Here is a 23,834-nt window from a genome sequence, read left to right on the forward strand (position 1 = left end):
GTTGGCTACAAGGCGCCAGCTTGCGCCATGCGGGCGATCAGCAACGGGCGGCCAATCCACATAACCATATCATCAAAGGTGGTGCTCGGATCGCCGGCCTCGTAGGTCGCGTCGCTGCCGGACTCGTAGCTGGCGTTGGCGCCGTTGGGGGTCAGGTTGGGACCGGTGGCGTAGACCAGTGCGATAGCGGTGGTGTTTTTCAGGACTTCGCTGCCGGTATAGGACGAGACGGTGATCTCGTTTCCGTTGTGATCAATCACTTTGATTTCGTCCTGATACGCAGTGTTGGCGCGGATCCTGGCGCCCGCTTGGGCGCTGCTGAAGCCGAGATCGACGCGGTAACGGAAGTGGCCGGTCCACGGGTCCGATTCGGCTTGGCGGGGCAGGCCCCAGGCGTCAAAGGCAGGGAGGCCGAGTGTTCGCCACGGCAGCATGCCTTCGGTGGTGACGACGCAGTTGTTGGTGGCGGCGTCGAACTCTTCCTCGCCATAACGGGCGTCGAGGGGGTTCTTGCGGGTGCTTGGACAGGGCAGCCGGCCGTGGACGATGGCGTAGCCGATGAGTGCGGCGTGGATGTTGTCGAGCATTGTCGCCGTCTGGTCGCGACGCTCGGCGGCCAGGCGCGCGCTGAAGGGCACGACCAGCGCCGCGGCGAGGACGGTGAGGATCAGCAAGACGATGGCCAACTCGGCGAGGGTAAAGCCGGCCTGGCGGCGCGATGGGATCGGACTCATTGCACGCATTGGATCACATCGGTGGCGGGGAAGGCGCCGTCGTACACGTTCGGGCCAGACAGCGCGGTCCCCGTAGTGACGGCGGACACATTGCCCCCTTCGAAGAATGCGGCGGTATCGACGATGCCGTCCGAGCGATTCTGGGTGGGCAGGCGGTGCCCGGCGAAGGCCACGGCCGCGATGCACTGACGCGGGATGCCCGAGCCATCGTCCCACTGCAGGCAGGCGCTGCCATCGGAGCAGCGCAGGTAGCGGATTTGGCCTTGCCAGCTGTCGGCGACAGCGCGTGCGGCGTTGAACGCTTGTTCATCGGCGGTCAAGCTCGCCGCCGTGCCGGGCATGGCTGCGGGCAACGCGCCGATATCGATCACCCCGACGGAGGTGAAGGCAAGGGGAGGTGGCGCAGCGTAAGGCAGTGTGCTGGTTTTGACCTTGGCCAGCGTTGTTCTCAGGTTGGTGTTCATGGCATTGAGAAAGGCGGCAAAGTCGGCGCGCTCCAGCAGTTTTGCGTCGAAAATGTCATCGGCTGACAGCCAGGCGGCGCTATCGTTGTTTGCCGTGTCGGCCGGGCGCCCTCGGGTCAGCGTGGTGTTGGCGGCGGACGGCGTGCCGGTGGCGCCTTCAAGGTAGGCCAGCAGCGCCGTCGCGGCATCGGCGTCGCCGCCGCAGCGACGGCTGGAACTGCTGCGGGCTTGTCCGGTGAGTGGGCGGCCGGGTGAAAAAATGACCGCCGCGGCGAGTTGATCGGCGTGCAGCGCGGGGTTGAGCGTTCGGTTGCCGTCCGAGATGTCGAACTGGCCGGGGGTGTCCCAATCCATGCGCGCGCCCTTGGGGTTGTTCTTGAAGGGACCTGACACGGCGTACCACAGGCACTCGCCGTAGCCGTCGCGCAGCGGCGGCAATCCCAGGGTGCGATAGGGCAGGCGGCCGATGGCGAAATTGTCCTGGCTGCCGCACACCGGCGCGGCATTGCCATCGCTGACGGCGGAGTTGGTGTCGGGGCAGGGCAGGTAGCCAACGCTCTGGCCGGGGTGTGTGAGGTGGTAGCTTTGCGCGTAACCCAGCAGCGCGGCGCGGGCCTGGGTGAGCGCCGCTGTGGTGGTTTGCTGGCGCTGGGCGGCGACCCGGTCGGACAGGGTGTTGCCGCCGAGCACCACCGACAGGCCACCAATGAGCAGCAGCACCAGCAGCGCCGGGAGGATGAGGCCGCGTTGCCGTGAGTGCATCACCGGTGCCGTTTGATGTGCATGGCCGGCGGTGCGTCGTCGTCGAGGGGGTCTCCCACCTTTCGCCACACGGGCACGCCACGCGGGTCGATGACCCGGGCTTGCTGGCCGCTGGCGGGGACGTCCTGACGTGCTTCGCCATTGACCCATACCGTTGCCCGGCCGTCATTGCGTCGGACGATGCCGTTGACCTGTGGCGGTGGCGTCTGCGCGGCCGGGATTTCGTGCCGATCCATGGCGCTGCGCTCGGCCGGGGTGAAGAATAACCGGCCCAGCGGCGTGTCGGCCTGCGCACTGCCGGCCACCATCAGCGTCAAAGCCAGCGCGAGCAGTGGCATGTGGCGGGTGCTCATGCGGGCACCTCCGGCAACAGCGTGAGCCAGCGCAGCTCGCACGCGCCGTCGAGATCGGTACTGTCGGCGCGACGACTGAGATCGCAGCTCATGGGCAGCACCAGCGCGGTATCGACGCGGCGCAGTTGATCGAGCAGGCTGAGCAGCACGTCGGCATGGCGGACCCGCAGCGTCAGGCGCATGCGGCTTTCCATCCAGAGCAGCGCGCCTTGGGCGTCCTTGTCGAGTTTGCGCTGGGGCAGGATTTCGTAGCTGATGACATCGATGCCCAGCTGGCGACGCGTGGCGTCGAGCATCTCCACCCAGTCGAGCCGGTGCTCCGGCCCGATCAGACCGCGCCGGGCCAGTGTCTCGTAGCGGGCCAGGGTGTCGCGCACGCTGTGCTCATCGGTGCGCGCTTGCAGGAGCTGGCGATTGGCGAGACTGTGCCGCTGCTGGGCGAGCTCGTGTGCCCGCGTGGCGAGCCGCGATTCAGACTGGGCGTACCACACCGCCGCGCCGCCTAGCGCGATGAGGGCGGTGGCCAGCAGCAGTGGCCAGCGCAGCAGACGCATGTCCTGCCCGCGGATCATTGGCCGGCTCCCAGCGCAAAGCTCACCTCGAGCGTGGGGGCTTGCGGCTGCCCGGCGGGGTCGGTGCTGCTGCGGAAGGCGCGATCGGATTGCAACTCGACCGGCATGCGCGTGACGCGCGCCGCCATGCCTGGCGGGCGGGCGAGGTCAGCCAGAAACTGCTCGGCGGTGTCGACCATGACGCGCCGGTCGACCGCCATTTGCGGGGGCAGACTCAGTTTGGCGGTGCCCTTCGATGGTGTGTCTCCCGCGTCGGATTGCCACTGGATGCTTTGCAGGGCGAGATCGGGTGCGGCGTCCAGCGCCACTGACAGATGGCTCAGCCACGGGCGCGGCGAGGCCTTGCCGGCCTGGAATGCGTCGAGGGCATCAAAGGCGCTGCGCAGATCGTCCAGCGGCGCCGGCAGCGTGGGCAGGGCGGCCTGAAGCTGGCTGAGGTTGTACTGTGTGGACGCCGCGGCGCTGCGCAGTTGCTCGGTGCTTGCCTTGATCGATTCGGTGTCGAACCAGAGCTTGCCGGCAAACAGCAGCGCCGCCGCAAACAGCGCTACGCCTGCGCCGACGATGGCCTGGCGGGCCTGCCACACGCGGAAGAAGCGCCGCTCGTTGGCGGGCGCCAGCTGCAGCAAACCGCTCTCGCGGGCGATCCAGTGCAGCATCAAGGGAGTTGCGTCGCTGCCGCTGACGGGCGCGTTCAGGCCGATCTTGCGGCCCAGTTCGGCGATGTCGGCGCGGTGATAGATGCGCTCATCAGAGGTGTTGAGAATCGGTGCCAGGTGGGCGTGGTCGGCCGCGTCGCTGAGGACATACACCGGGAGCTGGCCGTTGCGCGGCAGCATGCGCTGGCTGATCAGGTAAGAGTGGGTCTTGAGGATCTCGCCCGCGCAGCGCGCCGCGGTGTCGGGTGTGATGGCATTCAGATTGGGGGCGAGCCGGCTGAATCTCAGATGGCCTTGGTCAACGAAAGTCTGGCGCATGCCGCCGGCGGCATAGGTGACCAGCAGGCAGCGTTCGGCCGGGGCGGCCAGGCGCTGGATGAGACTGTCGATGACCAGCGCGACCGAATGGATGCCGGTCAGTGGCGCGTTGACCGCGCGCAGCACCTGCAGCCAGGGCTCGACGATGGCTGGCCGGGTCAGCGCCACAAACAGGAAGCGCTCGTCGCGGCGTCGGCCGCTGCGATCGATGCCCCGCGAGAGTGCGCCGCTCAACGGGGTGCCAAAGAAGGTCTGGTTTCGCTTGCGCGCGAGCATGGCGGCGCGATCAGGCCCGCGCACGCTGGGCAGGGTGTCGGCGTGAAAACCTTCTTCGACCACGTCGACCAGCAAGGTGTACAGCCCCGAGCCGGCGCGTCGCACGGCCTCGGCAAAGGCCTTGATGCCCTCGTCGTCGGCGGTGTAGCGGCCGGTCGGCACCACACTGCCGTGCTGCCAGCGGAAGCTGTGCAGGGCGTTGGCGTCGAGATAGAGCAGGTGGCGAACTGGCATGAGCTATAGGGGGAGCTGGGTGATGATGTCGTAGACCGGGCCCAGCACGGCCATCATGATGCCCAGCAGGATCGCACCGAGCACGACCATCAGCAAGGGTTCGATGATTGCTTGCAGGCGGTCGACCGCTTCGCGGACGTCGCGGTCGTAGAAATAATTGACATTGGCCAGTGCGGTGTCGAGCGCACCGGTGTTTTCGCCGACGCGCAGCATGCGCACCACCAGTGGCGGGAAAAGCGGTGTGGCGGCAAAGGCGCTGGAGACGCTGTGGCCTTCGGCGATGCGATCGCGCACACGGCTCAGCGCGTCGGCGACCAGGGTGTTGCCGGCCACGGTTTCGGCCGATTTGAGCGCGTTGACGATGGGAATGCCGGCACCGTACATCATGGAAAACAGGCCGGCGAAGCGGGCCAGGATGATCTTGCTGCGGATGGGGCCAATCAGCGGCAGGGCGAGCATCAGCCCGTCCCAGCTGCGCTTTGCTGACGGGCTGCGCTGAATGGCGAGCCGCAGGCCGGTGGCCGTGGCGGCAACGACGAGCAGCAGCAACCACCACCAGTCGGCGAGTAGCTCGGAGGCGCCGATCAGCAGGCGGGTCTGTAGCGGCAGGGTTTGTCCGGCGAGGCGAAACAGGCTGCCCAGTTGCGGCACCAGGAACAAGAGCGCGACGGCCAGTGCGGCGAGGATGATGGTGGACACGATGATGGGGTAGATCACTACGCGTCGGCCAAAGGCGGCGAGTTCGTCCTCGCGCTTGATGCTTTCCATGATTTCGCGCAGCACGCGGGGGAGCTGACCCGAGGTTTCGCCGGCGCGCAGCAGGGCACAGAACACGGTGTCGAACACATGCGGGTAGTCTTCGGCGGCGTCAGACAGGTTGCGGCCGCCTTCGATGCTTTCGACCAGACCGGCGACGACCTCGCGGAAGCGGGCGTGTTCGGTTGAGTCGCGCAGGTCGGCCAGGCCTTCGAGAATCGGTACGCCGGCGCGGGTCAGCTGTTCAAGGTGGAAGCAGAAATTGATCAGCTCACGGCGCGGGATGGGGGCGTTGTGCCAGGCGCGTGCGCCCTTGAGCGTGTTGCCATTGATGAAATCCAGATCCATGCGCTTGAGGCGCATTTCGAGGTCCACCAGATTGGCCGCGTCCATTTCGCCGCGCACATGGCGTCCGTCGGGGGTGATCGCTTTATAGGCGAACATCACCATCGGCCCCGCCCGCTCAGACCATCCGCTCGGTCAGATCGACCACGCGGGCAAGTTCATCGAGCGAGGTGACGCCGTCGAGGACCCGGCGGATACCGTCTTCGGCCAGCGCGCGAAAGCCCTTGGCGCGCGCCGCATTGCGGATTTCGCGAATGCTGGCGCGGCGGGCGACCAGATCGTCCATGTCGCTGTCCATGCGCACCAACTCCATGATGGCGGTGCGTCCGCGATAGCCCTGGAACTCGCAGCGGGTGCAGCCCTTGGCGCGGTAGAGCGTGGGCAGGCCGCGCTCCTGCGTCTGGTTGATCAGGCGGCTCTCCCACGCCTCGGGCGCATAGGCTTCGCGGCAATGGGGGCACAGCTTGCGGACCAGACGCTGCGCGACGATGCCGATGATGTTGCCCGCCAGCAGCTCGGGCGAGATGCCCACGTCCATCAGGCGGGCGACCGCGCCGATGGCCGAGTTGGTGTGCAAGGTGGAATACACCTGATGGCCGGTCATGGCGGCGCGGAAGGCCATCTTTGCGGTGTCGGTGTCGCGGATTTCGCCGACCAGGATGATGTCCGGGTCCTGGCGCAGCATGGCGCGGATGCCGTCGGCAAAGTCGAGCTTGACCGCTTCGGACACCGAGGTCTGCCGAATCATTCCCATCGGGTATTCGACGGGGTCTTCGAGGGTCATGATGTTGACTCCCTCGGCGTTGATGTGGCTGAGGATCGAATACAGCGTGGTGGTCTTGCCGCTGCCGGTGGGGCCGGTGACCAGGATCAGCCCCTCGGGGCGGGCGATCATCAGTTTGAGCAGGTCGAGCTGGGCGTCGGACAGGCCGAGGCCGTCGAGCGGGACGATACCTTTGTGGCGGTCGAGTACGCGCAGGACAATGTTTTCGCCGTGGATGGTGGGTTGCACCGAGACCCGGAAATCGACCGGGCGGCCGCTGATGTTGAGCGAGATGCGCCCGTCTTGCGGCGCCCGCGTTTCGGCAATATTGAGCCCGGCCATCACCTTGACCCGCACCGCCATGGCGGCCCAGTAGGACTTGTGCAGCGAGCGCACCTGGCGCAGCAGACCGTCGATGCGGTAGCGGATGCGCAAAAAGGCCGCTTCGGGCTCGAAGTGGATGTCCGAGGCGTCGCGCTTGACCGCGTTGGCCAGCAGCGCGTCGATCAGCCGAACCACCGGCTGGCTGTATTCGTCGGTGGTGGCCGACAGCGAGCGGACGTCGATCTCGCCGGTTTCGATCTCGTGCAGGATGCCGTCGATCGACAGCTGGTGGCCGTAGTACTGATCGATTGCGCGGGAGATTTCCGAGTCGCCGGCCAGCAGCGTGTCGATGATGATGTCTTCGGCCAGCAGGCCGCGCAGGGTGTCCAGCGCGACCACGTCGTTGATGTCGCCGATGGCAACGGTCAGGCGGTTCTCGGCGGCGTTGAAATGCAGCGGCAGCAGGCGATGGCGCTTGGCCAGCTCTTGCGGCACGAGGGCCAGCGCGTCGGGGTCGGCGATGGTGTTGGCCAGATCGACGCTTTGTTTGCCCAGGCTCTCGGAGAGGGCGTCGCGCAGGGCGGCTTCGGAGACAAAACCCAATTCGATCAGCAAGCGCCCGAGCGGGTGGTCGATGCGGCTTTGTTCCTGCAAGGCAATGCGCAGCTGGTCTTCGCTGATCAGCCCGGTGGCGATCAGGGTCTGGCCCAGCGGCGCGCGGCCCTGTGCTTGCGGGGCGTTCATTGCAGCGCCTCGGCAAGGGCATCGCGGCGGGCACGCACGGGCGCCGGGTCGAATACCGTGGGACGGTCCTGTGCGGCGTCGAGTGCGCGGCTGTAGTAGTCCCGCGCCAGCCGGCGTTCGCCGAGCTGATCGAGGCTGACCGCGAGATTGAACAGGTAGTCCGGGCTGTCGGGGTTCAGCGTGTGGGCTTGAAAATAGGCTTGCTGTGCCTCGGCCCAGCGGCCTTGTTCGGCCAGCACATTGCCCAGCGAAAACGCGGCGCTGCCCGATTCGGGCTGCTTGGCCAGCGCCTGGCGCAGGCTGGCTTCACGGTCTTCGGCCGGGCGTTGCCCCGCCGCGCTCAGGCCGGCGACGGCATGGGCGTTGTTGGGGTTGGCCGCCAGCGCGCGCCGGAACCATTGCGCTGCCCGGTCGTTGTCGCCTTGGTGCAGGGCGATGGCGCCCAGCCCGTTGAGGGCGTCGGTGCTGTTGGGGTCTTGTTTCAGATACTGCTGATAGCGCCGGTGTGCCGTGGCCAGATCGCCCGTGGCGTAGGCCTCGTAAGCGCTGGACAGGCCCGCGGGGACGGCCGGGGCGGCCGCCTGGGTGCGACGAAACTGCGGCGTGGTGGCGCTATCGGTTGCGGTGGCCTGGGGCGGCGTGGCGGCGGCCCCCAGGGCGCCACGCTGCGGCTGGCGAATGGGCGCGGGGGCGGTGGCGACTGCCGCGACAGGCGGCGCCGGCAGCGGCGCGGCCGCGGCCGGCGGAGGTGTCGGCGCAATGGCGCGTGCCGCCGGCGGCGGCGTTCGGGCGGCCATCGGGGCGGGCGCAGGCCGGGGGCTGGGCCATTGCCACCACACATAGCCCACGATGCCGAGCGCAGCGAGCAGACCGATGCCGCCGATCCAGCGCAGGTGAGTGTGTTCGCTGCTCGTCTGTTTGACGGCAAAGAGATTGGCGGCTGCGGCGCGATCGGTGTTGGCTTGGGCGTCGGCCGCGACGGGCTCGGCCAGGGCAATTGGCGCGATGGGTTCGAGGCTGAGTTCGTCGATCGTCGCTTGCGCGTCGGTGTCGCGCGCCTGGGCGCGGTCTTGTTCTGCCTTGCGCAGGGCGTCGATCAGCAGGCTCATGGACGCAGCGGCAGCGGCGCGCTGGGTTCGCTGTCGAAATTGCGGTTGCCAGGCACCGGGTTGCGGGCGAAGAAAGTGGCGTCGGGCAGGTGTTCCGCCAGATTGGCGGGGAGCGGGCCGTCGCCGACCATGATCGGGCGCAGGAAGATCACGAGCTCGGTTTTTTGGGTGGCGTTGTCACGCGAGGTGAACACTTCGCCGAACAGGGGCACCGAGCCAACCAGCGGGACACGACCGGTCTTGTAGTCGATGCGGTCTTCCATGAGGCCGCCCAGCACCGCGACCTGGCCGCTGCGCAGGCGCAGCACGGATTCGATTTCGCGGGTGCGGATCTGCGGCACCAGGTTCTTGATGTTGGCGGCGGCCAGATTGGGGTTGGGGTCTTCTTTGAGGTCAGAAATGCTGGAGATGGTCGGGCGCACATTGAGCGTGATCTCGCCGGTGTCGGACACCTGCGGGGTGATCGACATCACCAGCCCGACCGACACCGACTGCGGCGTGGTGGTGAAGGTGGTGCGGCTGTCGACATTGGCGGTGGAAACGGTCTCGGCCTTGACGTTGAAGTACACGAATTCGTCGACCACCTTGAGCATGGCGGTCTGGTTGTTGAGCACCGACAGCCGCGGGCTGGACAGCACCTTGACCGTGCCGAAGGCTTCGAGCAGGTCGATATCGATCGACAGGTTGTTGCTCAGATAGGTGATCGAGAACGGCGTGGTCGAACTGCCGACGTTGCTGCCCAGGCTGGGGCGCTGGAAGCCGAAGTTGGTGCCGCCCAGGTGTGACCAGTCGATGCCTTGCTGGTAGCCATCGTTGAGTGAGACCTCGACGATGGTCGCTTCGATCATGACCTGACGCCGGGCGGAGGCCGCCACGCGGTCGATGAAGTCGCGCACGCGGGCGTGCTGGCGGGCCGTGGCGCGGGCGTTGATGACGCCGGTTTCGCGGTTGATGATGACGGAGGCGGCCTCGCGGAAGCCGCCCGGGGTGTCGCCTTCTTTGGTAGCCGGCGTGGCGGGGAGGACCTTGTCGGTCTCCTTGAGCAGGTCCTGGATGTTCTTTTCGATCGACACCCAGAACTGGTTGAGCGAGGTGTTCTCGATCCGGATGCTCGAGATGTTGCCGCCGCCTTGCGCGGTGGTGGAGGCAGTGCCCGACTGGGTGGCGATTTGAGTGTTGGTGGCCACGGTGCCGGTGACCGCGCGGCTGATGTTCACATAGTCGATCTTGTAGGCGCGCAGGAAGGGCGTGTCGGGCATGACGACCAGGTTGGGGCCGTTTTGCTCGTAGCGCATGTCGACCTGATGGCTGATGCGCTCGAGCAGTTGCGGCAGCGTCTGGTTGATGGCGTTGAGCGTGACCCGGCCGGCCAGACCCGCGTGGACATCGACATTGAGCTTGGCGTCGCGCGCCAGAGCGAACAGCAATTCACGCACATCGACATCGCGCACCACCACCGAATAGGTGTCGGCTTTGACGGCGGGTTTGGGCGGGGGCAGCGTAAAGCTGCGCTGGACCGGGGCCGGAATCGGCGCGGCGATGGGGGTGACTGCGGCCTGGACATCTTCGGTCTTGAGATGGCCTCGCGGCGTCGCGGGCTTGGGAGCCTGCGCGCACGCGGCAAGCAGAATGGGCAGCAACAGGGCCAGCGCGGTGCGTGTTTTCATTCAGGTGCCGTCGTGGATAGCCCGCTCATGTTAAACGTTTGTGCTTGAACTTCAATCCTTTCGTGCGGCAATGAAACAATCGTTTGGCATTAGCGCAGGCGCCGCGCCTGGCGGATGTAGGCGTTGTCGCGATAGCGCCCCGGCAGCGCCCGCATCACCGCCAACGCCTCTTGCTCGGTGGCGTAGCTGCCCATGATGACGCCGACACGGTGACGGTCGCCAAGGTGCGCGCTGTAGATACGAATCTGTTCTGACGGCAGGGCGTTGCGGGCGGCCTCGAGCTGCCGCTCCAGGTCGCCGTAGTCCAGATTGGTATTGGTATGGAGCTGGATGAACCACTGTGTGTCTGGTGCGCTGGCCATCCAGGCCGCCTGGTCCGCCAGCGCGGCTTGGGCGAGCGGGCCGAATTCAGGCCCAGCAGGCGCGCTTGCGGGCTCGATAGTTAGGGCCGGGGCCGGGGCGGCGGTCGCCATGGCCGCCGTTGAGCGCTCGGTGACCATGGCCAGGGTGAGCGTTGGTTCAGCGGCGGGCGGTGGGGTGATTTCCTTTGGTGTTGCGGGCGCTGCCGCCGGGGTCGGGGTGGCGGCGCGTACGGTCGGCGCATCGGCCGGGCGTGGCTTGGCGATCGGCGCGTCGGCCGGCGCCGGCGCTTGCGGGGCAACGGCCACTTCGGGTGTGCGCTGCGGCGTGGCTGGCTTGGCGGCCGGTGGCGTAACGACCACCGCCGGCTTGCTGGGCGCCTCGGGGGCCGTGGCGATAACGACGGGGGCCGGTGTTTCAAGCGGCGGCGCGACCTCGGCTGGCGCGCTGGTCGCGACGCGTGTTGTTGGCGGTGCGCTCAGCGGGGTGTCGTTCAACCAGCGGGGGATGACGACTGCGGCCATCGCGCCCGCGGCGGCGGCAACGATCAGCGGCCAGACGGCACGGCGCTGCGCCGGCGGTGCGTACTCGGCGTCATGGGCGGCCGCGGTGACATGGCTGGGGGCGATGACATGGCGGTTCTGGCTGAAGGCGGCGAGCAGGGATTTGTCGGCCAGCACGTTCACCCGGCGGGTCAGGCCGGCGGCGATGCGGGCGATCTGGCGCGCCGCGGCGGGGCTGAACACGGCGGGGCCGCGGTAGCCGGCGGCATGCATCCGAAAGTCGAGGTAGGCGGCGACTTCGTCCGGTGCCAGGGGGCTGAGCCGGAAGTGATGGGTGATGCGGTCCTTGAGCGGGCGCATGTCGCGGGTGTCGAGCAGGGTGTCGAGCTCGGGCTGGCCGAACAGCACCAGCTGCATCAGTTTGTGGCGGCCGGTCTCCAGGTTGGACAGCAGGCGGATCTGTTCGAGCGAGGCGGCCGGCATGGCGTGGGCCTCGTCGATCAGCACCACCACGCGCCGGCCGTCGGCGTGGCGACGCACCAGGTCTTCTTGCACGGCGCCGAGCACCGCGCCCGAGCGCTCGCTGCCCAGCGACAGGCCGAGTTCGGTGGCGATGGCGATCAGCAGGTCGTCGGGGGCCAGGCTGGGGTTGGCCAGGTAGACCGTATCCACGGTGTCGGGCAGGCGCTCGATCAGTACCCGGCAGACCATGGTCTTGCCTGCGCCGACTTCGCCACTGACCTTGACGATGCCTTCGTCGTGTAGCACGGCATAGACCAGAGCATCGACCGTTGCGCCGCGTTGGGCGCCGGTGAAGAAGAAGTCGGTGAGCGGGGTGAGGCGGAAGGGCGCTTCGCGCAGGCCGTAGTGGTCGAGGTACATGGCGGTGGCTTACTGAACGACGGTGCCCTGCGGCCGGGGCAGGCCGAGGGAATCCATGCGGTTGTACAAGGTGGTGCGGTTGATGCCCAGGAGGCGGGCGGCTTTGCTGACATTGCCGTCGGCCATGCGCAGGGCGGCTTCGACATAAGCGCGCTCCTGCTCACGCAAGGCGTTGTCGAGGCTGAAGTCGGCGTGGTTTTCGAGCTGCTGCATGGCGTCGGCCACGATGGCGTCGAAGTCGCTGGTGAGCGGCGCGGCGCTGGGGGCGTTGTCGTGGCCGCTCTGGTCGAGTTCGTCGGCCAGTTGGGAGGGGGTGACGCTGGCGCCTGGGTGCTTGGTCTGCAGGCGGATGACGATGTTTTTCAGCTCGCGCACGTTGCCGGGAAAGGTGTAGTCGAGCCACAGCGCGCGGGCGGTTTCGTTGAGCGTAAAGGCGGGCTGGCGGGTTTGGGCGGCGAAGCGTGCGCGGAAGTGGTCGAGCAGGAGCAGACGGTCGCGACCCAGATCGCGCAGCGGAGGCACACGCAGCGTAAACACGCTGAGCCGGTGGTAGAGGTCGGCGCGAAAGCGCCCGGCATGGACTTCGGCGCGCAGGTCGCGATTGGTGGCGGCGAGCACGCGCGCCCGGCTGAATCGGGACTGGGTTTCGCCGACACGCTGGAATTCGCCGTTTTCGAGCACCCGCAGCAGCTTGGGTTGCAGTTCGAGTGGGAGCTCGCCGATTTCGTCGAGCAGCAGGCAGCCGTCGCCGGCCTCTTCAAAATAGCCCGCGCGCTGGCCTGACGCGCCGGTGAAGGCCCCGCGGGCATGCCCGAACAGCGCCGCTTCGATCAGGGTGGGGGCGATGGCGGCGCAGTTAAGTGTCAGAAAGGGATTTTCGCGACGGGTGCTGGCGGCGTGCAGCTGTTTGGCGACGCGCTCTTTGCCGGCGCCGGACTCGCCTTCGATCAGAATCGGAAAGGGCGCGTCGGCGAATTGCTGGATCCGGTCGAGCACCGTGTGCATGGCCGGGCTGTAGCCGATCAGGCCTTCGTCGGTGGTTCGGGCGCCGGGGGCGCCGCCGGCCTCGAGCGCGTCGTGCAGGATTTTTCGCAGATAGGCCGGGTCGGCCGGCTTGGCAACGAATTCGAGCGCGCCCAGGGTGCGGGCATGGCGGGCGTTGCCATCGTCGCTTTGCCCCGAGAGCACGATGATCTGCATGCGCGGGGCGTGGGCGAGGAGGTCGCCAATGAGCGCAAAGCCTTCGTCGGCGCGATGCGGCACCGGTGGCAGGCCGAGGTCGACCAGCGCCAGTGGCGGCGGTGCCGGCAGGGCGCGCACCAGATCGATGGCCTGGCGCCGGGTGGGCGCGGCCAGGATGTGAAAGTCCGACTCCAGCAAGGCGCTGAGCGTTTCAACGATGAGGGCGTCGTCGTCGACGATAAGCAGGTCAGGCAGCGGCGGCATGGGTTTTGGGCTTTCCGGGGCAAGGGCTGCGGACGATTCAGTGTAGCGGAATCGACACACTGTCGTCGTGATGCACTGCCGCATCTTGACGGCATGCAGGGAGGGCTCTGATAGAATGCCGCTTTTCCAAGGATATCAGAGCGTTTGGTGGCAAATAGCGGGCAAGAAGCGCTGGTCGATCTGCGGCAGGTGCGATTCGCGTACGGCGATCGCGAAATCCTGTCGGGTATTGATCTGACCGTACATCGCGGGCAAGTGGTCGCCATCATGGGCGGCAGCGGCTGTGGCAAGACCACGCTGCTGCGTTTGATCGGCGGTCAACTCAAGGCTTCGGCGGGCAGCGTGCAGGTCGCCAGGCAGGACATCGGTACGCTGAATACAGCGCAACTGTATGCCTTGCGTCGCCGCATGGGCATGTTGTTCCAGTTCGGGGCCTTGTTCACCGATATGTCGGTGTTCGACAACGTGGCGTTTCCGCTGCGCGAACACGCACGCCTGCCCGAATCGATGCTGCGTGATCTGGTCTTGATGAAGCTGCAGGCGGTTGGCTTGCGTGGCGGCCACGCGCTGATGCCCACGGAGCTGTCCGGCGGCATGGCGCGGCGGGTGGCGCTGGCGCGGGCGATTGCGCTGGACCCGATGCTGATCATGTACGACGAGCCCTTTGCCGGCCTCGACCCGATCTCGCTGGGCGTCATCGGTCAGCTGATTCGTCGTCTCAATGACGCGCTGGGCGCGGCCTCGATCATGGTGACCCATGACGTGGCCGAGTCCTTGTCGATTGTCGACTACGTCTATTTCGTGTCAGACGGGCGCATCGTGGCCAAAGGGACGCCGGACGAGATTCGCGCCTCGAAGGATGATTTCGTGCATCAGTTTGTCCATGCCGAACCCGACGGTCCGGTGCCGTTCCACATGAAGGCCGCGCCGATCGGCGAGATGTTGATGGGCAAGGGGGCGCGATGATCCGCAAGCTGGGGGCGATGGCTATTGACGGCGTTTGGCGCCTGGGGTTTGCCACCCGTTTTCTGTTCTTGCTGTTGCGCTACTCGGGGCAGTCCTTTCTGCGCCTGCACCTGACCTTGCGCGAGATTTACTTCAGCGGCGTGCTGTCGCTGTTGATCATTCTGGTGTCCGGCCTGTTTGTGGGTCTGGTGCTGGGCTTGCAGGGCTACGAAACGCTGCAGCGTTACGGCTCGAGCGAGGCCCTGGGGGTGCTGGTGGCGCTGTCGCTCACGCGCGAGCTCGGGCCGGTGGTGGCCGGGCTGCTGTTTGCCAGTCGGGCGGGGTCGGCGGTGACCGCCGAGATCGGCCTGATGAAAACCACCGAGCAGCTCAAGGCGATGGACATGATGGCGGTCAATCCGATCGCCCGTGTGGCCGCGCCGCGCTTCTGGGGTGGGGTGATTTCGATGCCCATTCTGGCGGCGCTGTTCTCTGCCATGGGGATTCTTGGCGGCTGGCTGATCGGGGTGGCCTTCATCGGCGTCGATGACGGCGCGTTCTGGTCGCAGATGCAGGCGGCGGTAGACATTCGCTATGACATCATCAATGGTGTGATCAAGAGTTTTGTGTTCGGTGTGGCGGTGTCGCTGATTGCCGTCTTCGAGGGTTACGACTGCGTGCCCACGGCCGAAGGGGTTTCGCGGGCGATTACCCGCACTGTGGTGAGTTCGGCGCTGGCCATTCTGGCGCTGGATTTTGTACTGACATCTTTCATGTTCCGGGGCTAGTCATGAGCCGCTCAACCATCGACCTGTGGGTCGGTATCTTTGTCTTGATGGGCTGTGCCGCCATTTTGTTTCTGGCGCTCAAGGTGGGCAATTTGTCCGCGTCGAGTTTTGCCGAGAACTATACGATCGAGGCCAACTTCAGCAACATCGGCGGACTCAAGGTCCGCGCGCCGGTCAAGGTGGCGGGCGTGGTGGTCGGGCGGGTGACCGATATTCGCTACGACAACGAACGCTTCGAGGCCGTGGTGAGTCTGACGCTCGACAGCCGTTACAGTTTTCCGCGCGACACGATTGGCGAAATCCTGACCTCGGGTTTGCTCGGGGAGCAGTACATCGGCCTGGAGCCGGGGGGCGACGAGCGCGCACTAAAAGCGGGCGATTCGCTCAAGATTACGCAGTCAGCGGTCGTTCTAGAGAAACTGATTGGCCAGTTTCTGTTCAATAAAGCGGCCGAAGCGCCGCAGCAGTGAATTCGGGTGAACGAATGACGATCTCTAAAACGCTACGGCAACCGCTACTCGCAGTGGTGGGCGCGCTGGTTCTGGGCGGCTGCGCCTCCACGAACGATGATCCGCGCGACCCGTGGGAAGGCTACAACCGGGCCATGTACTCATTCAACGAGGGCGTGGACAAGACCGTGTTCAAGCCGCTCGCGATTGGCTATGACGAGGTGGCGCCGCTACCTGTCAAGGTCACGATCGGCAATTTCTTCGGCAACATCGAGGACGTCTGGACCGGCGTAAACAACCTGCTGCAAGGCAAGGGTGGCGATGGCATGTCGGATCTTGGCCGCGTGCTGATCAACTCCACTCTGGGTATTTTTGGCGTCTTTGACGTGGCCACCGAAATGGGCATCGAGAAGCACGATGAGGATCTCGGACAAACGCTGGCGGTCTGGGGCGTGGGTGACGGTCCCTACTTCGTGGTGCCCTTCTTCGGCCCGCGCACGCTGCGCGATGCCGCAGCCCTGCCGGCGGACCTCTACGGCAATAGCTGGGCGCAGCCCGCCGATATCGCTGCGCGCAATTCGGCGACCGGGCTGAAGCTGGTGCATACCCGTGCCACGCTGCTGGGCGCCGATCGGGCGGCCTCGCAGGGCAGCCTCGATAAATACGTCTATATCCGTGACTTCTATTTGCAGCAACGCCGCTACGAAGTCTACGACGGCCAGCCGCCGCGGGAGCGTTTTGATGACGCGCGTGCGCCGGCGGCGGAACATCATGCGATCCACGCCATCGAAGCCGATGGTGTGGCAGTGGGCGCGATGCGTCTGGAATTGGCGGGGCTGACGGGAAACCGCCCCTGATTGAAGCAAATGCGGGACTTAAGTGAGATGAAGATGTTTGGACGTAATACCCTGATGGCGGGGCTGATCTGTCTGGCCAGCATGACGGCATGGGCGGCGCCTTCGCCCGATGCGCTGGTGCGAACCGTGATGGACGAGGTGCTCGAGATCGTGCGCTCGGACGAGGCCATCCAGTCGGGTGATGCCTCGCGCGCCGCCGGTCTGGTCGATGAGAAAGTGCTGCCGCATTTCGACTTCCGGGTCATGACCTCGCTGGCCGTCGGCCGCGATTGGCGTCAGGCCACCCCGGCGCAGCGCGATCGCCTGGTCGAAGCCTTTCGTACGCTGCTCGTACGGACCTATTCCAATGCCTTGACCCAGTATCGCGACCAGCATATCGACTTCAAACCGCTGCGCGCCAAGCCCAATGACACGGATGTGACGGTGCGCACCGAAGTGCGCCAGCCGGGCGCCAAGCCGATCGAGATCGATTACGCCCTCGAAAAGCAGGGCGATCACTGGAAGGTCTATGACGTGGTCGTCGCCGGCGTGTCCCTGGTGACCAACTACCGCAGCTCCTTCGGTAGTGAAATTCGCAGTAGCGGCATCGACGGCCTGATCAAGGCGCTGGAAGCCAAGAACGCCGGCCTGGCTGGCAACGCGAAGTGAGTGAGGCGGTGCCACAGTCTTGCTGGCAGCCGACGACGGCGCTGACCTTCGATACCGCCGCCGCCATGCGCGAAGACGCGCGCCGCGTATTGACCGACGGGGCGCTGCGAATCGATCTCTCCGGCGTGCCGGAGGCCGATTCGGCCGCGCTTGCGTTGCTGCTCGATGTCTGTCGCGAAGCCGCAGTGCGGCATCAGGCTATCGACATCGTCAGCATGCCGGCAGGGCTGCGCAGTCTGGCCGATTTGTATGGCGTGACCGAACTGCTCCCGACGGGCGACTCGACCGCGGCATGAGCGCTCCCGCCATTCGTATCGCCGGGGTGCGCAAGCGCTACGGTCAGCTCAAAGCGCTCGACGGGATTGATCTTGAGGTGCAGCAGGGCGAGTTTTTCGGCCTGCTCGGCCCCAATGGCGCCGGCAAAACCACGCTCATTTCCGCGTTGGCCGGGCTCACCCGTGTGGATGAGGGCGAACTCGCCGTGATGGGGCACGACGTGGTCGCCGATTACCGGCAGGCGCGCCGCAAGCTGGGCGTGGTGCCGCAGGAGCTGGTGTTCGACCCCTTCTTCTCGGTGCGTGAGGCGCTGCGCTTGCAGTCGGGCTACTTCGGTATTCGCCGCAACGACACCTGGATCGATGAAATCCTCGCCAGCCTCGACCTGACCCACAAGGCCGACGCGAACATGCGCATGCTCTCGGGCGGCATGAAGCGGCGGGTGCTGGTGGCGCAGGCGCTGGTGCATCGCCCGCCGGTGATTGTGCTCGACGAGCCGACCGCCGGGGTCGATGTGGAGTTGCGCCAGGGGTTGTGGCAATTCATTCGCCGGCTCAATCGCGATGGTCACACCATTGTGCTGACCACGCATTACCTCGAAGAAGCACAGACGCTGTGCAACCGAATCGCCATGCTCAAGGCGGGGCGGGTGGTGGCACTCGACACCACCGACAACCTGCTCGCGCGCTTTGCTTCGCGTGTCCTGCGCGTGCGTCTGAGCGCCCCGGTCGGGCTGGACTTTCTGCCCGGCGCCCGTGATGCCGGGCATGGCTGGGTCGAGATTCCGTTCGAGTCCTACGGCGAAGTCGAAGACATGCTGTCGCGCATACGTCTGACCGGTGGGCAGGTGGAAGACATGGTGCTCGGCGAGCCGGATCTCGAAAAAGTCTTCATGGGGGTCATGCATGAAGCCTGAGACCGTGCGTTTCGCCGGGTTTCGCACCCTGTTGTACAAGGAAGTGCTGCGCTTCTGGAAGGTGTCTTTCCAGACCGTGGGCGCGCCGGTGCTCACCGCGGTGCTGTATTTGCTGATCTTTTCGCATGTGCTCGACCGTCATGTCACGGTCTATGGCGACGTGCCCTACACCGTTTTTCTGGTGCCGGGCCTGGTGATGATGTCGGTGCTGCAGAATGCCTTTGCCAACACCTCGTCGTCGCTCATCCAGAGCAAGATCACCGGCAACATCGTGTTCATGCTGCTGCCGCCGATCAGCTATCGCGAGTTCTTTGCCGCCTATGTGCTGGCTGCGATCGTGCGCGGCGCCTTCGTCGGCACGGGCGTGATTCTGGTCTCGCTGCTGATGGTGTCGTTGCCGGTGGTCGCGCCGGCCTGGATCATTGTGTTTGCGTTGCTCGGCGGCGCGATTCTGGCGTCGTTCGGCATGATCGCCGGCATCTGGGCCGACAAGTTCGATCAGCTCTCGGCCTTCCAGAACTTCCTGATCATGCCGCTGACCATGCTCTCCGGCGTGTTCTACTCGATTCACTCCTTGCCGCCCGTCTGGCAGACGGTGTCGCATCTGAACCCGTTTTTCTACATGATTGACGGTTTCCGCTATGGCTTCTTCGGCCAGTCCGATGTGTCGCCCTGGGTCAGCCTGGGCGTGGTCTCGGCCTGTTTCGTGGTGCTGGCCATCCTTACCTTGTCGATGCTCGCGCGCGGCTACAAATTGCGCGCCTGAGCGTCCGATGCCTTAACATTCGCGGTCTGATCGATCGCAGCAGGAAGACCTGACATGTTTGAAGCTACCGAAATTACCCGCCTGATCCAGCAGGGTCTGCCCTGTGACTACGTCCAGATCCAGGGCGATGACGGCGTCCACTTCACCGGCGTGGTGGTCAGCGCCGAGTTCTCCGGCAAGCCGAAGGTGCGCCAGCATCAGGCCGTCTACGCCACGCTGGGGCCGTTGATGGGCAACGAAATTCACGCCCTCCAGTTGCAGACCTACACCCCCGAGCAGTGGGCGAGCGTGCGTCAGGAACTGGGGCTGTAAGCGCACATGGACAAGTTGCTGATTACCGGCGGCACGCGCCTGACCGGCGAAGCGCGCATCTCCGGCGCTAAGAACGCGGCGCTGCCGATCCTCTGCGCCGCCTTGCTCACGCGCGAGCCGGTGACTTTCACCAATGTGCCGCAGCTGCAGGACATCCGCACCTTGCTGGCGCTGATCGCCCAGATGGGCGTGAAAATCGACCGCGATGAAGCGGCCGGCACGGTCACGCTGGACGCCGGCGAGCTGGACAACCCGGTCGCCCCGTACGAGCGGGTCAAGACCATGCGCGCCTCCATTCTGGTGCTCGGTCCGCTGGTGGCCCGCTTTGGCGAGGCGCGGGTGAGTCTGCCCGGCGGTTGCGCCATTGGCGCGCGACCGGTGGATCAGCACATCAAGGGCCTGCAGGCCATGGGCGCGCAGGTCAAGGTCGAGCATGGTGACATCCACGCCGAAGTCACCCGCCTCAAGGGCGCGCGGTTGTTCACCGACATGGTGACCGTGACCGGCACCGAAAACCTGATGATGGCGGCTTGTCTGGCCGATGGCGAGACGGTGATCGAAAACGCCGCGCGCGAACCCGAGGTGGTCGATCTGGCCAAGTGCCTGATGGCCATGGGCGCACGCATCTCTGGCGCCGGCACCGATGTGATCCGGGTGCAGGGCGTGGATGCGCTGCATGGCGCGACCCACCAGATCATGCCTGATCGCATCGAGACCGGCACCTACCTGTGCGCGGCCGCAGCCACTGGCGGCGATATTCGCCTCACCGGCACCTCCTCGGCCTATCTCGACATCGTGGTCGACAAGCTGCTCGACGCTGGTTGCGAGATTGACGTCGAGCGCGACGAGATCCGCCTGCGTGCGCCGCAACGCCTCAAGGCCGTCAGCCTGCGCACCGCGCCGTACCCCGCCTTCCCGACCGACATGCAGGCGCAGTTCATGGCCATCAATTGCGTGGCCGAGGGCACCGCGGTGATCCGCGAAACGATTTTCGAAAACCGCTTCATGCACGCGGTCGAGTTGCAGCGCCTCGGCGCCGAGATCCGCATCGACGGCAACACCGCCGTGGTGACCGGCGTGGCGCGCCTCGATGGCGCGACCGTGATGGCCACCGATCTGCGCGCTTCCGCCAGTCTGGTGGTGGCCGGCCTGGTGGCTGAGGGCGAGACCCTGATCGAGCGCATCTACCACCTCGATCGCGGTTACGAGCATCTGGAGCAGAAACTCAGCGCGCTGGGCGCGCAGGTCAGGCGGCAGGCCTGAGGCTCCGGTAAAATCCGTTTTTTTGTACGAACTCGAGGAATTCCTGTGTCCGGCATCACGATCGCCCTGTCCAAGGGTCGCATCTTCGAAGAGACGCTGCCGCTGTTGGCGGCGGCGGGTATTACGCCGACCGACGATCCGGAGAAGTCCCGCAAGCTGATCATCGGCACCAACCGGCCGGATGTGCAATTGGTCATCGTGCGCGCCAGCGATACGCCGACCTATGTGCAATACGGCGCAGCCGACCTCGGCATTGCCGGGCGCGACGTGCTCATCGAGCATGGCGGCGCCGGCCTGTATCAGCCGCTGGACCTGAACATTGCGCGCTGCCGCGTGTGCGTGGCAGTCCGCAAGGGCTTTGACTACGCCGCCGCCTCGCAGCCGGGCAGCCGCATCCGCGTGGCCACCAAGTACACCAAGATCGCGCGGGAGCACTTCGCCAGCAAGGGCGTGCACGTCGACCTGATCAAGCTCTACGGTTCGATGGAGCTGGCGCCGCTGGTCGGGCTGTCCGACGCGATTGTCGACCTGGTTTCCACCGGCAACACGCTGCGCGCCAACAACCTCGAGGCGGTCGAAGACATCACCACGATCAGCTCTCGCCTGGTGGTCAATCAGGCCGCGCTCAAGGTCAAGCGCGAGCTGTTGCAGCCGGTGATCGACGCCTTTGCCGGAGCGGTCAAACCATGAACGCACCGCAGATCCGTCGTCTCGATTCCCGCACCCCCGATTTCCTCGCCACGCTCGACGCCTTGCTGGCCTTCGAGAGCGGCACCGACTCGCAGATCGAAAACGCGGTCACCGACATTCTCGCGGCGGTGCGCACGGTCGGCGATCCGGCCGTGATCGACTACACCCGTCGCTTCGACCGGCTGGATGTGAATCATATGTCGGCGCTCGAGCTGCCCCGGCATGCGCTGGAAGATGCCCTGGCCACGTTGCCTGAGGCGCAGCGCGCCGCGCTCGAAGTGGCCGCCAGCCGCGTCGAGGCCTATCACCGTCGGCAGATCGCCGAATCCTGGGACTACACCGAAGCCGACGGCACCCGCCTGGGCCAGATCGTCACGCCGCTGGACCGTGTTGGCCTGTATGTGCCGGGCGGTCGGGCGTCCTACCCGAGTTCGGTGCTGATGAACGCGATCCCTGCCAAGGTGGCCGGGGTGGGCGAGCTGATCATGGTCGTGCCGACGCCGGACGGCGAGCGCAATCCGCTGGTGCTGGCCGCGGCCGCCATCACGGGCGTCGATCGCGTGTTCACCATCGGTGGCGCCCAGGCGGTTGCCGCGCTGGCCTATGGCACGCAGACCATTCCGCAGGTGGACAAGATTGTTGGCCCGGGCAACGCCTATGTGGCCTCGGCCAAGCGGCGCGTGTTTGGCACGGTCGGCATCGACATGGTCGCCGGGCCGTCCGAAGTGCTGGTCATTTCCGACGGCAGCGGCAACCCCGATTGGGTGGCCATGGACCTCTTCGCCCAGGCCGAACACGACGATCTGGCGCAGTCGATCTTGCTGTGCACCGACGCCGATTTCATCGACGCCGTGGCCGCCTCGATTGCCAAGCTGCTGCCCGAGATGCCGCGTCGCCAGACGATTGCGACTTCGCTCGCCAATCGCGGTGCGCTGATCAAGGTCAGCGACCTGGACGAGGCCTGCGCGATCGCCAACCGCATCGCACCAGAGCACCTCGAACTGTCGATGGAAAACGCGGAAGACTGGATCAGCAAGATCCGCCATGCCGGCGCGATCTTTGTCGGCCACTGGTCGGTCGAAGCGCTGGGCGACTACTGCGCCGGCCCGAACCATGTGCTGCCGACCATGCGCAGCGCGCGCTTTTCGTCACCGCTGGGGGTGTACGATTTTCAGAAACGCACCAGCCTGATTCAGGTGTCCGAGGCCGGCGCGCAGACGCTGGGCCCGATCGCGGCGACGCTCGCCGACGGCGAAGGCTTACAGGCGCACGCGGCGTCGGCGCGCTATCGGGTGAAAGCGTAGCCCGGATGCAGCGTAGCGAAATCCGGGGACAGCGGTTGATTCGCCAGCGCACGTCGAACCCAGGACGCTTTGCCGTCTCAGCCGCCATTCCCGGATTCCGGCCTTCGGCCTGCATCCGGGCTACGATGCGCTGATTCGGCGTGCCCCGATCAAACAACAGGCCGCTGACAGCGGCCTGTTGCCGTTGACGCCGGCGAACTTACACCAGCGCTTTGAGTGCGTCGACCAGCGCCGCGCATTCCTCGTCGGTGCCGATGGTGATGCGTAGGTAGTCGTCGATGCGCGGCAGCTTGAAGTGGCGAACGATGATGGCCTGTTCGCGCAGCCCGGCGGCGAGCGTGGCGCCCGCGTGCGCCGGGTGCCGGGCAAAGACAAAGTTTGCCGCCGAGGGCAGCACCTCGAAGCCGAGCGCGGTCAGCGCCTGATCGAGCCAGTCGCGGGTGGCGATGACGCGGGCGCAGCTGTCGCGAAAATGGGGTTCATCTTCGACCGAGGCGATCGCGCCGGCCTGCGCCGGACGGCCCAGTGGGTAGGAATTGAAGCTGTTCTTGACCCGCTCCAGCCCCTCGATCAACTCGGCGCTGCCGATGGCATAACCGACACGCAGTCCGGCGAGTGCGCGTGACTTCGAAAAGGTGCGGGTGACCAGCAGATTGGGGTGGCGATCGACCAGCGGGATGGCCGACTCGCCGCCGTAGTCGATGTAGGCCTCGTCCACCACCACCGGCACGTCCGGGTTCGCCGCGAGGATGGCCTCGACGGCGTCGATCGCCAGCAGACGGCCGGTCGGCGCATTGGGGTTCGGGAAGATGATGGGGCCGCCGGTTGCGTAGTCGGCGGGGTCGATCTCAAGCGATTCGGTCAGTGCGATGGGGGCGGAGTCAATGTCGAAAAGCGCGCAATACACCGGGTAGAAGCTGTAGGTGATGTCGGGAAAGCGCAGCGGCGCGGCGTGCTTGAGCAGCGCGATGAAAGCGTGCGCGAGGACTTCGTCCGAGCCATTGCCGACAAACACCTGCGCCGGGCTGACGCTGTGATAGCGCGCCAGCGCGGCTTTGAGCGCGTCGGAGTTCGGGTCGGGGTAGCGGCGCAGATCTTCGCTGGCGGCGTGCTGGATCGCCTCGACGGCGCGCGGTGAGGGGCCGTAGGGGCTTTCATTGGTGTTGAGTTTGACCAGCTTGTCCAGCTTGGGCTGCTCGCCCGGGACGTAAGGGGTCAAACGGCGGGCGGTGTCGCTCCAGAATCGGCTCATGGCGTGGGTTTTAGCGGGCAGTGAAAGAGACAAACTCGGCGTAGGCGATGGTATCATGGCCGCCTTAATCATCAGTATTGGCCGGGTGTCCCAACGC

At 66.0% G+C, this 23,834-nt stretch carries 24 protein-coding genes; 12 read left to right on the forward strand and 12 right to left on the reverse strand.

Going from position 1 to position 23,834, the window contains the following annotated elements:
• Nucleotides 1-5: 5 nt before the first annotated feature.
• From FHP89_RS18680 to FHP89_RS18730, 11 genes are all read right to left on the reverse strand, one after another.
• The gene (locus FHP89_RS18680) at nucleotides 6-734 is read right to left on the reverse strand and encodes a type II secretion system protein (protein ID WP_260851671.1); all 729 of its coding nucleotides are present in this window, start codon (nucleotides 732-734) and stop codon (nucleotides 6-8) included.
• Nucleotides 731-1,960: a hypothetical protein gene (locus FHP89_RS18685; RefSeq protein ID WP_144179325.1), complete on the reverse strand. Its 1,230-nt coding sequence runs from the start codon at nucleotides 1,958-1,960 to the stop codon at nucleotides 731-733. Before FHP89_RS18685 ends, FHP89_RS18680 begins: the two co-directional genes overlap by 4 nt.
• A complete protein-coding gene (locus tag FHP89_RS18690; protein ID WP_144179326.1) occupies nucleotides 1,960-2,313 on the reverse strand; it encodes a hypothetical protein in 354 nt (117 codons plus the stop codon). Before FHP89_RS18690 ends, FHP89_RS18685 begins: the two co-directional genes overlap by 1 nt.
• Entirely contained in the window at nucleotides 2,310-2,885 is a 576-nt protein-coding gene (locus FHP89_RS18695) for a hypothetical protein (RefSeq protein WP_144179327.1), read from the reverse strand. The genes FHP89_RS18690 and FHP89_RS18695 overlap by 4 nt, the downstream gene beginning before the upstream one ends.
• A complete protein-coding gene (locus tag FHP89_RS18700; protein ID WP_144179328.1) occupies nucleotides 2,882-4,372 on the reverse strand; it encodes a hypothetical protein in 1,491 nt (496 codons plus the stop codon). The genes FHP89_RS18695 and FHP89_RS18700 overlap by 4 nt, the downstream gene beginning before the upstream one ends.
• 3 nt (nucleotides 4,373-4,375) lie before the next feature.
• On the reverse strand, nucleotides 4,376-5,572 hold the full coding sequence (locus FHP89_RS18705; RefSeq protein ID WP_246116250.1) for a type II secretion system F family protein: 1,197 nt from the start codon (nucleotides 5,570-5,572) through the stop codon (nucleotides 4,376-4,378).
• A 19-nt stretch (nucleotides 5,573-5,591) separates the two neighbouring features.
• Nucleotides 5,592-7,304, reverse strand: coding sequence for a GspE/PulE family protein (locus FHP89_RS18710; protein WP_144179330.1), 1,713 nt, complete (start codon nucleotides 7,302-7,304; stop codon nucleotides 5,592-5,594).
• The gene (locus FHP89_RS18715; protein WP_144179331.1) at nucleotides 7,301-8,413 is read right to left on the reverse strand and encodes a tetratricopeptide repeat protein; all 1,113 of its coding nucleotides are present in this window, start codon (nucleotides 8,411-8,413) and stop codon (nucleotides 7,301-7,303) included. Before FHP89_RS18715 ends, FHP89_RS18710 begins: the two co-directional genes overlap by 4 nt.
• Nucleotides 8,410-10,080, reverse strand: a complete 1,671-nt coding sequence (gene mshL, locus FHP89_RS18720) for a pilus (MSHA type) biogenesis protein MshL (protein WP_144179332.1) — start codon at nucleotides 10,078-10,080, stop codon at nucleotides 8,410-8,412. Before mshL ends, FHP89_RS18715 begins: the two co-directional genes overlap by 4 nt.
• An 89-nt stretch (nucleotides 10,081-10,169) precedes the next feature.
• Nucleotides 10,170-11,825, reverse strand: coding sequence for an ExeA family protein (locus FHP89_RS18725; protein ID WP_144179333.1), 1,656 nt, complete (start codon nucleotides 11,823-11,825; stop codon nucleotides 10,170-10,172).
• 9 nt (nucleotides 11,826-11,834) lie between these two features.
• Nucleotides 11,835-13,271, reverse strand: a complete 1,437-nt coding sequence (locus FHP89_RS18730) for a sigma-54-dependent transcriptional regulator (RefSeq protein ID WP_144179334.1) — start codon at nucleotides 13,269-13,271, stop codon at nucleotides 11,835-11,837.
• A gap of 147 nt (nucleotides 13,272-13,418) precedes the next feature.
• On the opposite strand from FHP89_RS18730, the gene FHP89_RS18735 reads away from it, so the two are divergent.
• The 12 genes from FHP89_RS18735 to hisD are packed head-to-tail and all read left to right on the forward strand — an operon-like array spanning nucleotide 13,419 to nucleotide 22,485.
• The gene (locus FHP89_RS18735) at nucleotides 13,419-14,237 is read left to right on the forward strand and encodes an ABC transporter ATP-binding protein (protein WP_186300378.1); all 819 of its coding nucleotides are present in this window, start codon (nucleotides 13,419-13,421) and stop codon (nucleotides 14,235-14,237) included.
• A complete protein-coding gene (gene mlaE, locus FHP89_RS18740) occupies nucleotides 14,234-15,004 on the forward strand; it encodes a lipid asymmetry maintenance ABC transporter permease subunit MlaE (RefSeq protein ID WP_144179336.1) in 771 nt (256 codons plus the stop codon). Before FHP89_RS18735 ends, mlaE begins: the two co-directional genes overlap by 4 nt.
• A gap of 2 nt (nucleotides 15,005-15,006) precedes the next feature.
• Nucleotides 15,007-15,474, forward strand: coding sequence for an outer membrane lipid asymmetry maintenance protein MlaD (gene mlaD / locus FHP89_RS18745; RefSeq protein ID WP_144179337.1), 468 nt, complete (start codon nucleotides 15,007-15,009; stop codon nucleotides 15,472-15,474).
• Complete coding sequence (locus FHP89_RS18750; protein ID WP_260851672.1) at nucleotides 15,471-16,310, forward strand: MlaA family lipoprotein; 840 nt, start codon at nucleotides 15,471-15,473, stop codon at nucleotides 16,308-16,310. The genes mlaD and FHP89_RS18750 overlap by 4 nt, the downstream gene beginning before the upstream one ends.
• A 33-nt stretch (nucleotides 16,311-16,343) precedes the next feature.
• Complete coding sequence (locus FHP89_RS18755; protein ID WP_260851673.1) at nucleotides 16,344-16,958, forward strand: MlaC/ttg2D family ABC transporter substrate-binding protein; 615 nt, start codon at nucleotides 16,344-16,346, stop codon at nucleotides 16,956-16,958.
• A gap of 8 nt (nucleotides 16,959-16,966) precedes the next feature.
• Entirely contained in the window at nucleotides 16,967-17,254 is a 288-nt protein-coding gene (locus FHP89_RS18760) for an STAS domain-containing protein (RefSeq protein ID WP_144179339.1), read from the forward strand.
• The gene (locus FHP89_RS18765) at nucleotides 17,251-18,150 is read left to right on the forward strand and encodes an ABC transporter ATP-binding protein (protein WP_144179340.1); all 900 of its coding nucleotides are present in this window, start codon (nucleotides 17,251-17,253) and stop codon (nucleotides 18,148-18,150) included. Before FHP89_RS18760 ends, FHP89_RS18765 begins: the two co-directional genes overlap by 4 nt.
• The gene (locus FHP89_RS18770) at nucleotides 18,140-18,916 is read left to right on the forward strand and encodes an ABC transporter permease (protein WP_144179341.1); all 777 of its coding nucleotides are present in this window, start codon (nucleotides 18,140-18,142) and stop codon (nucleotides 18,914-18,916) included. The genes FHP89_RS18765 and FHP89_RS18770 overlap by 11 nt, the downstream gene beginning before the upstream one ends.
• Nucleotides 18,917-18,970: 54 nt before the next feature.
• Complete coding sequence (locus FHP89_RS18775; protein ID WP_144179342.1) at nucleotides 18,971-19,228, forward strand: BolA family protein; 258 nt, start codon at nucleotides 18,971-18,973, stop codon at nucleotides 19,226-19,228.
• Between the two features lie 6 nt (nucleotides 19,229-19,234).
• Entirely contained in the window at nucleotides 19,235-20,491 is a 1,257-nt protein-coding gene (gene murA / locus FHP89_RS18780; protein ID WP_144179343.1) for a UDP-N-acetylglucosamine 1-carboxyvinyltransferase, read from the forward strand.
• Between the two features lie 45 nt (nucleotides 20,492-20,536).
• A complete protein-coding gene (gene hisG, locus FHP89_RS18785; protein WP_144179344.1) occupies nucleotides 20,537-21,181 on the forward strand; it encodes an ATP phosphoribosyltransferase in 645 nt (214 codons plus the stop codon).
• Entirely contained in the window at nucleotides 21,178-22,485 is a 1,308-nt protein-coding gene (gene hisD / locus FHP89_RS18790; RefSeq protein ID WP_144179345.1) for a histidinol dehydrogenase, read from the forward strand. Before hisG ends, hisD begins: the two co-directional genes overlap by 4 nt.
• A gap of 199 nt (nucleotides 22,486-22,684) precedes the next feature.
• Here hisD and hisC read toward each other — a convergent pair whose 3' ends face one another.
• On the reverse strand, nucleotides 22,685-23,737 hold the full coding sequence (gene hisC, locus FHP89_RS18795; RefSeq protein WP_144179346.1) for a histidinol-phosphate transaminase: 1,053 nt from the start codon (nucleotides 23,735-23,737) through the stop codon (nucleotides 22,685-22,687).
• Between the last annotated feature and the right edge of the window lie 97 nt (nucleotides 23,738-23,834).

This window comes from Denitromonas ohlonensis (genome assembly GCF_007625205.1).
GTDB lineage: Bacteria > Pseudomonadota > Gammaproteobacteria > Burkholderiales > Rhodocyclaceae > Nitrogeniibacter > Nitrogeniibacter ohlonensis.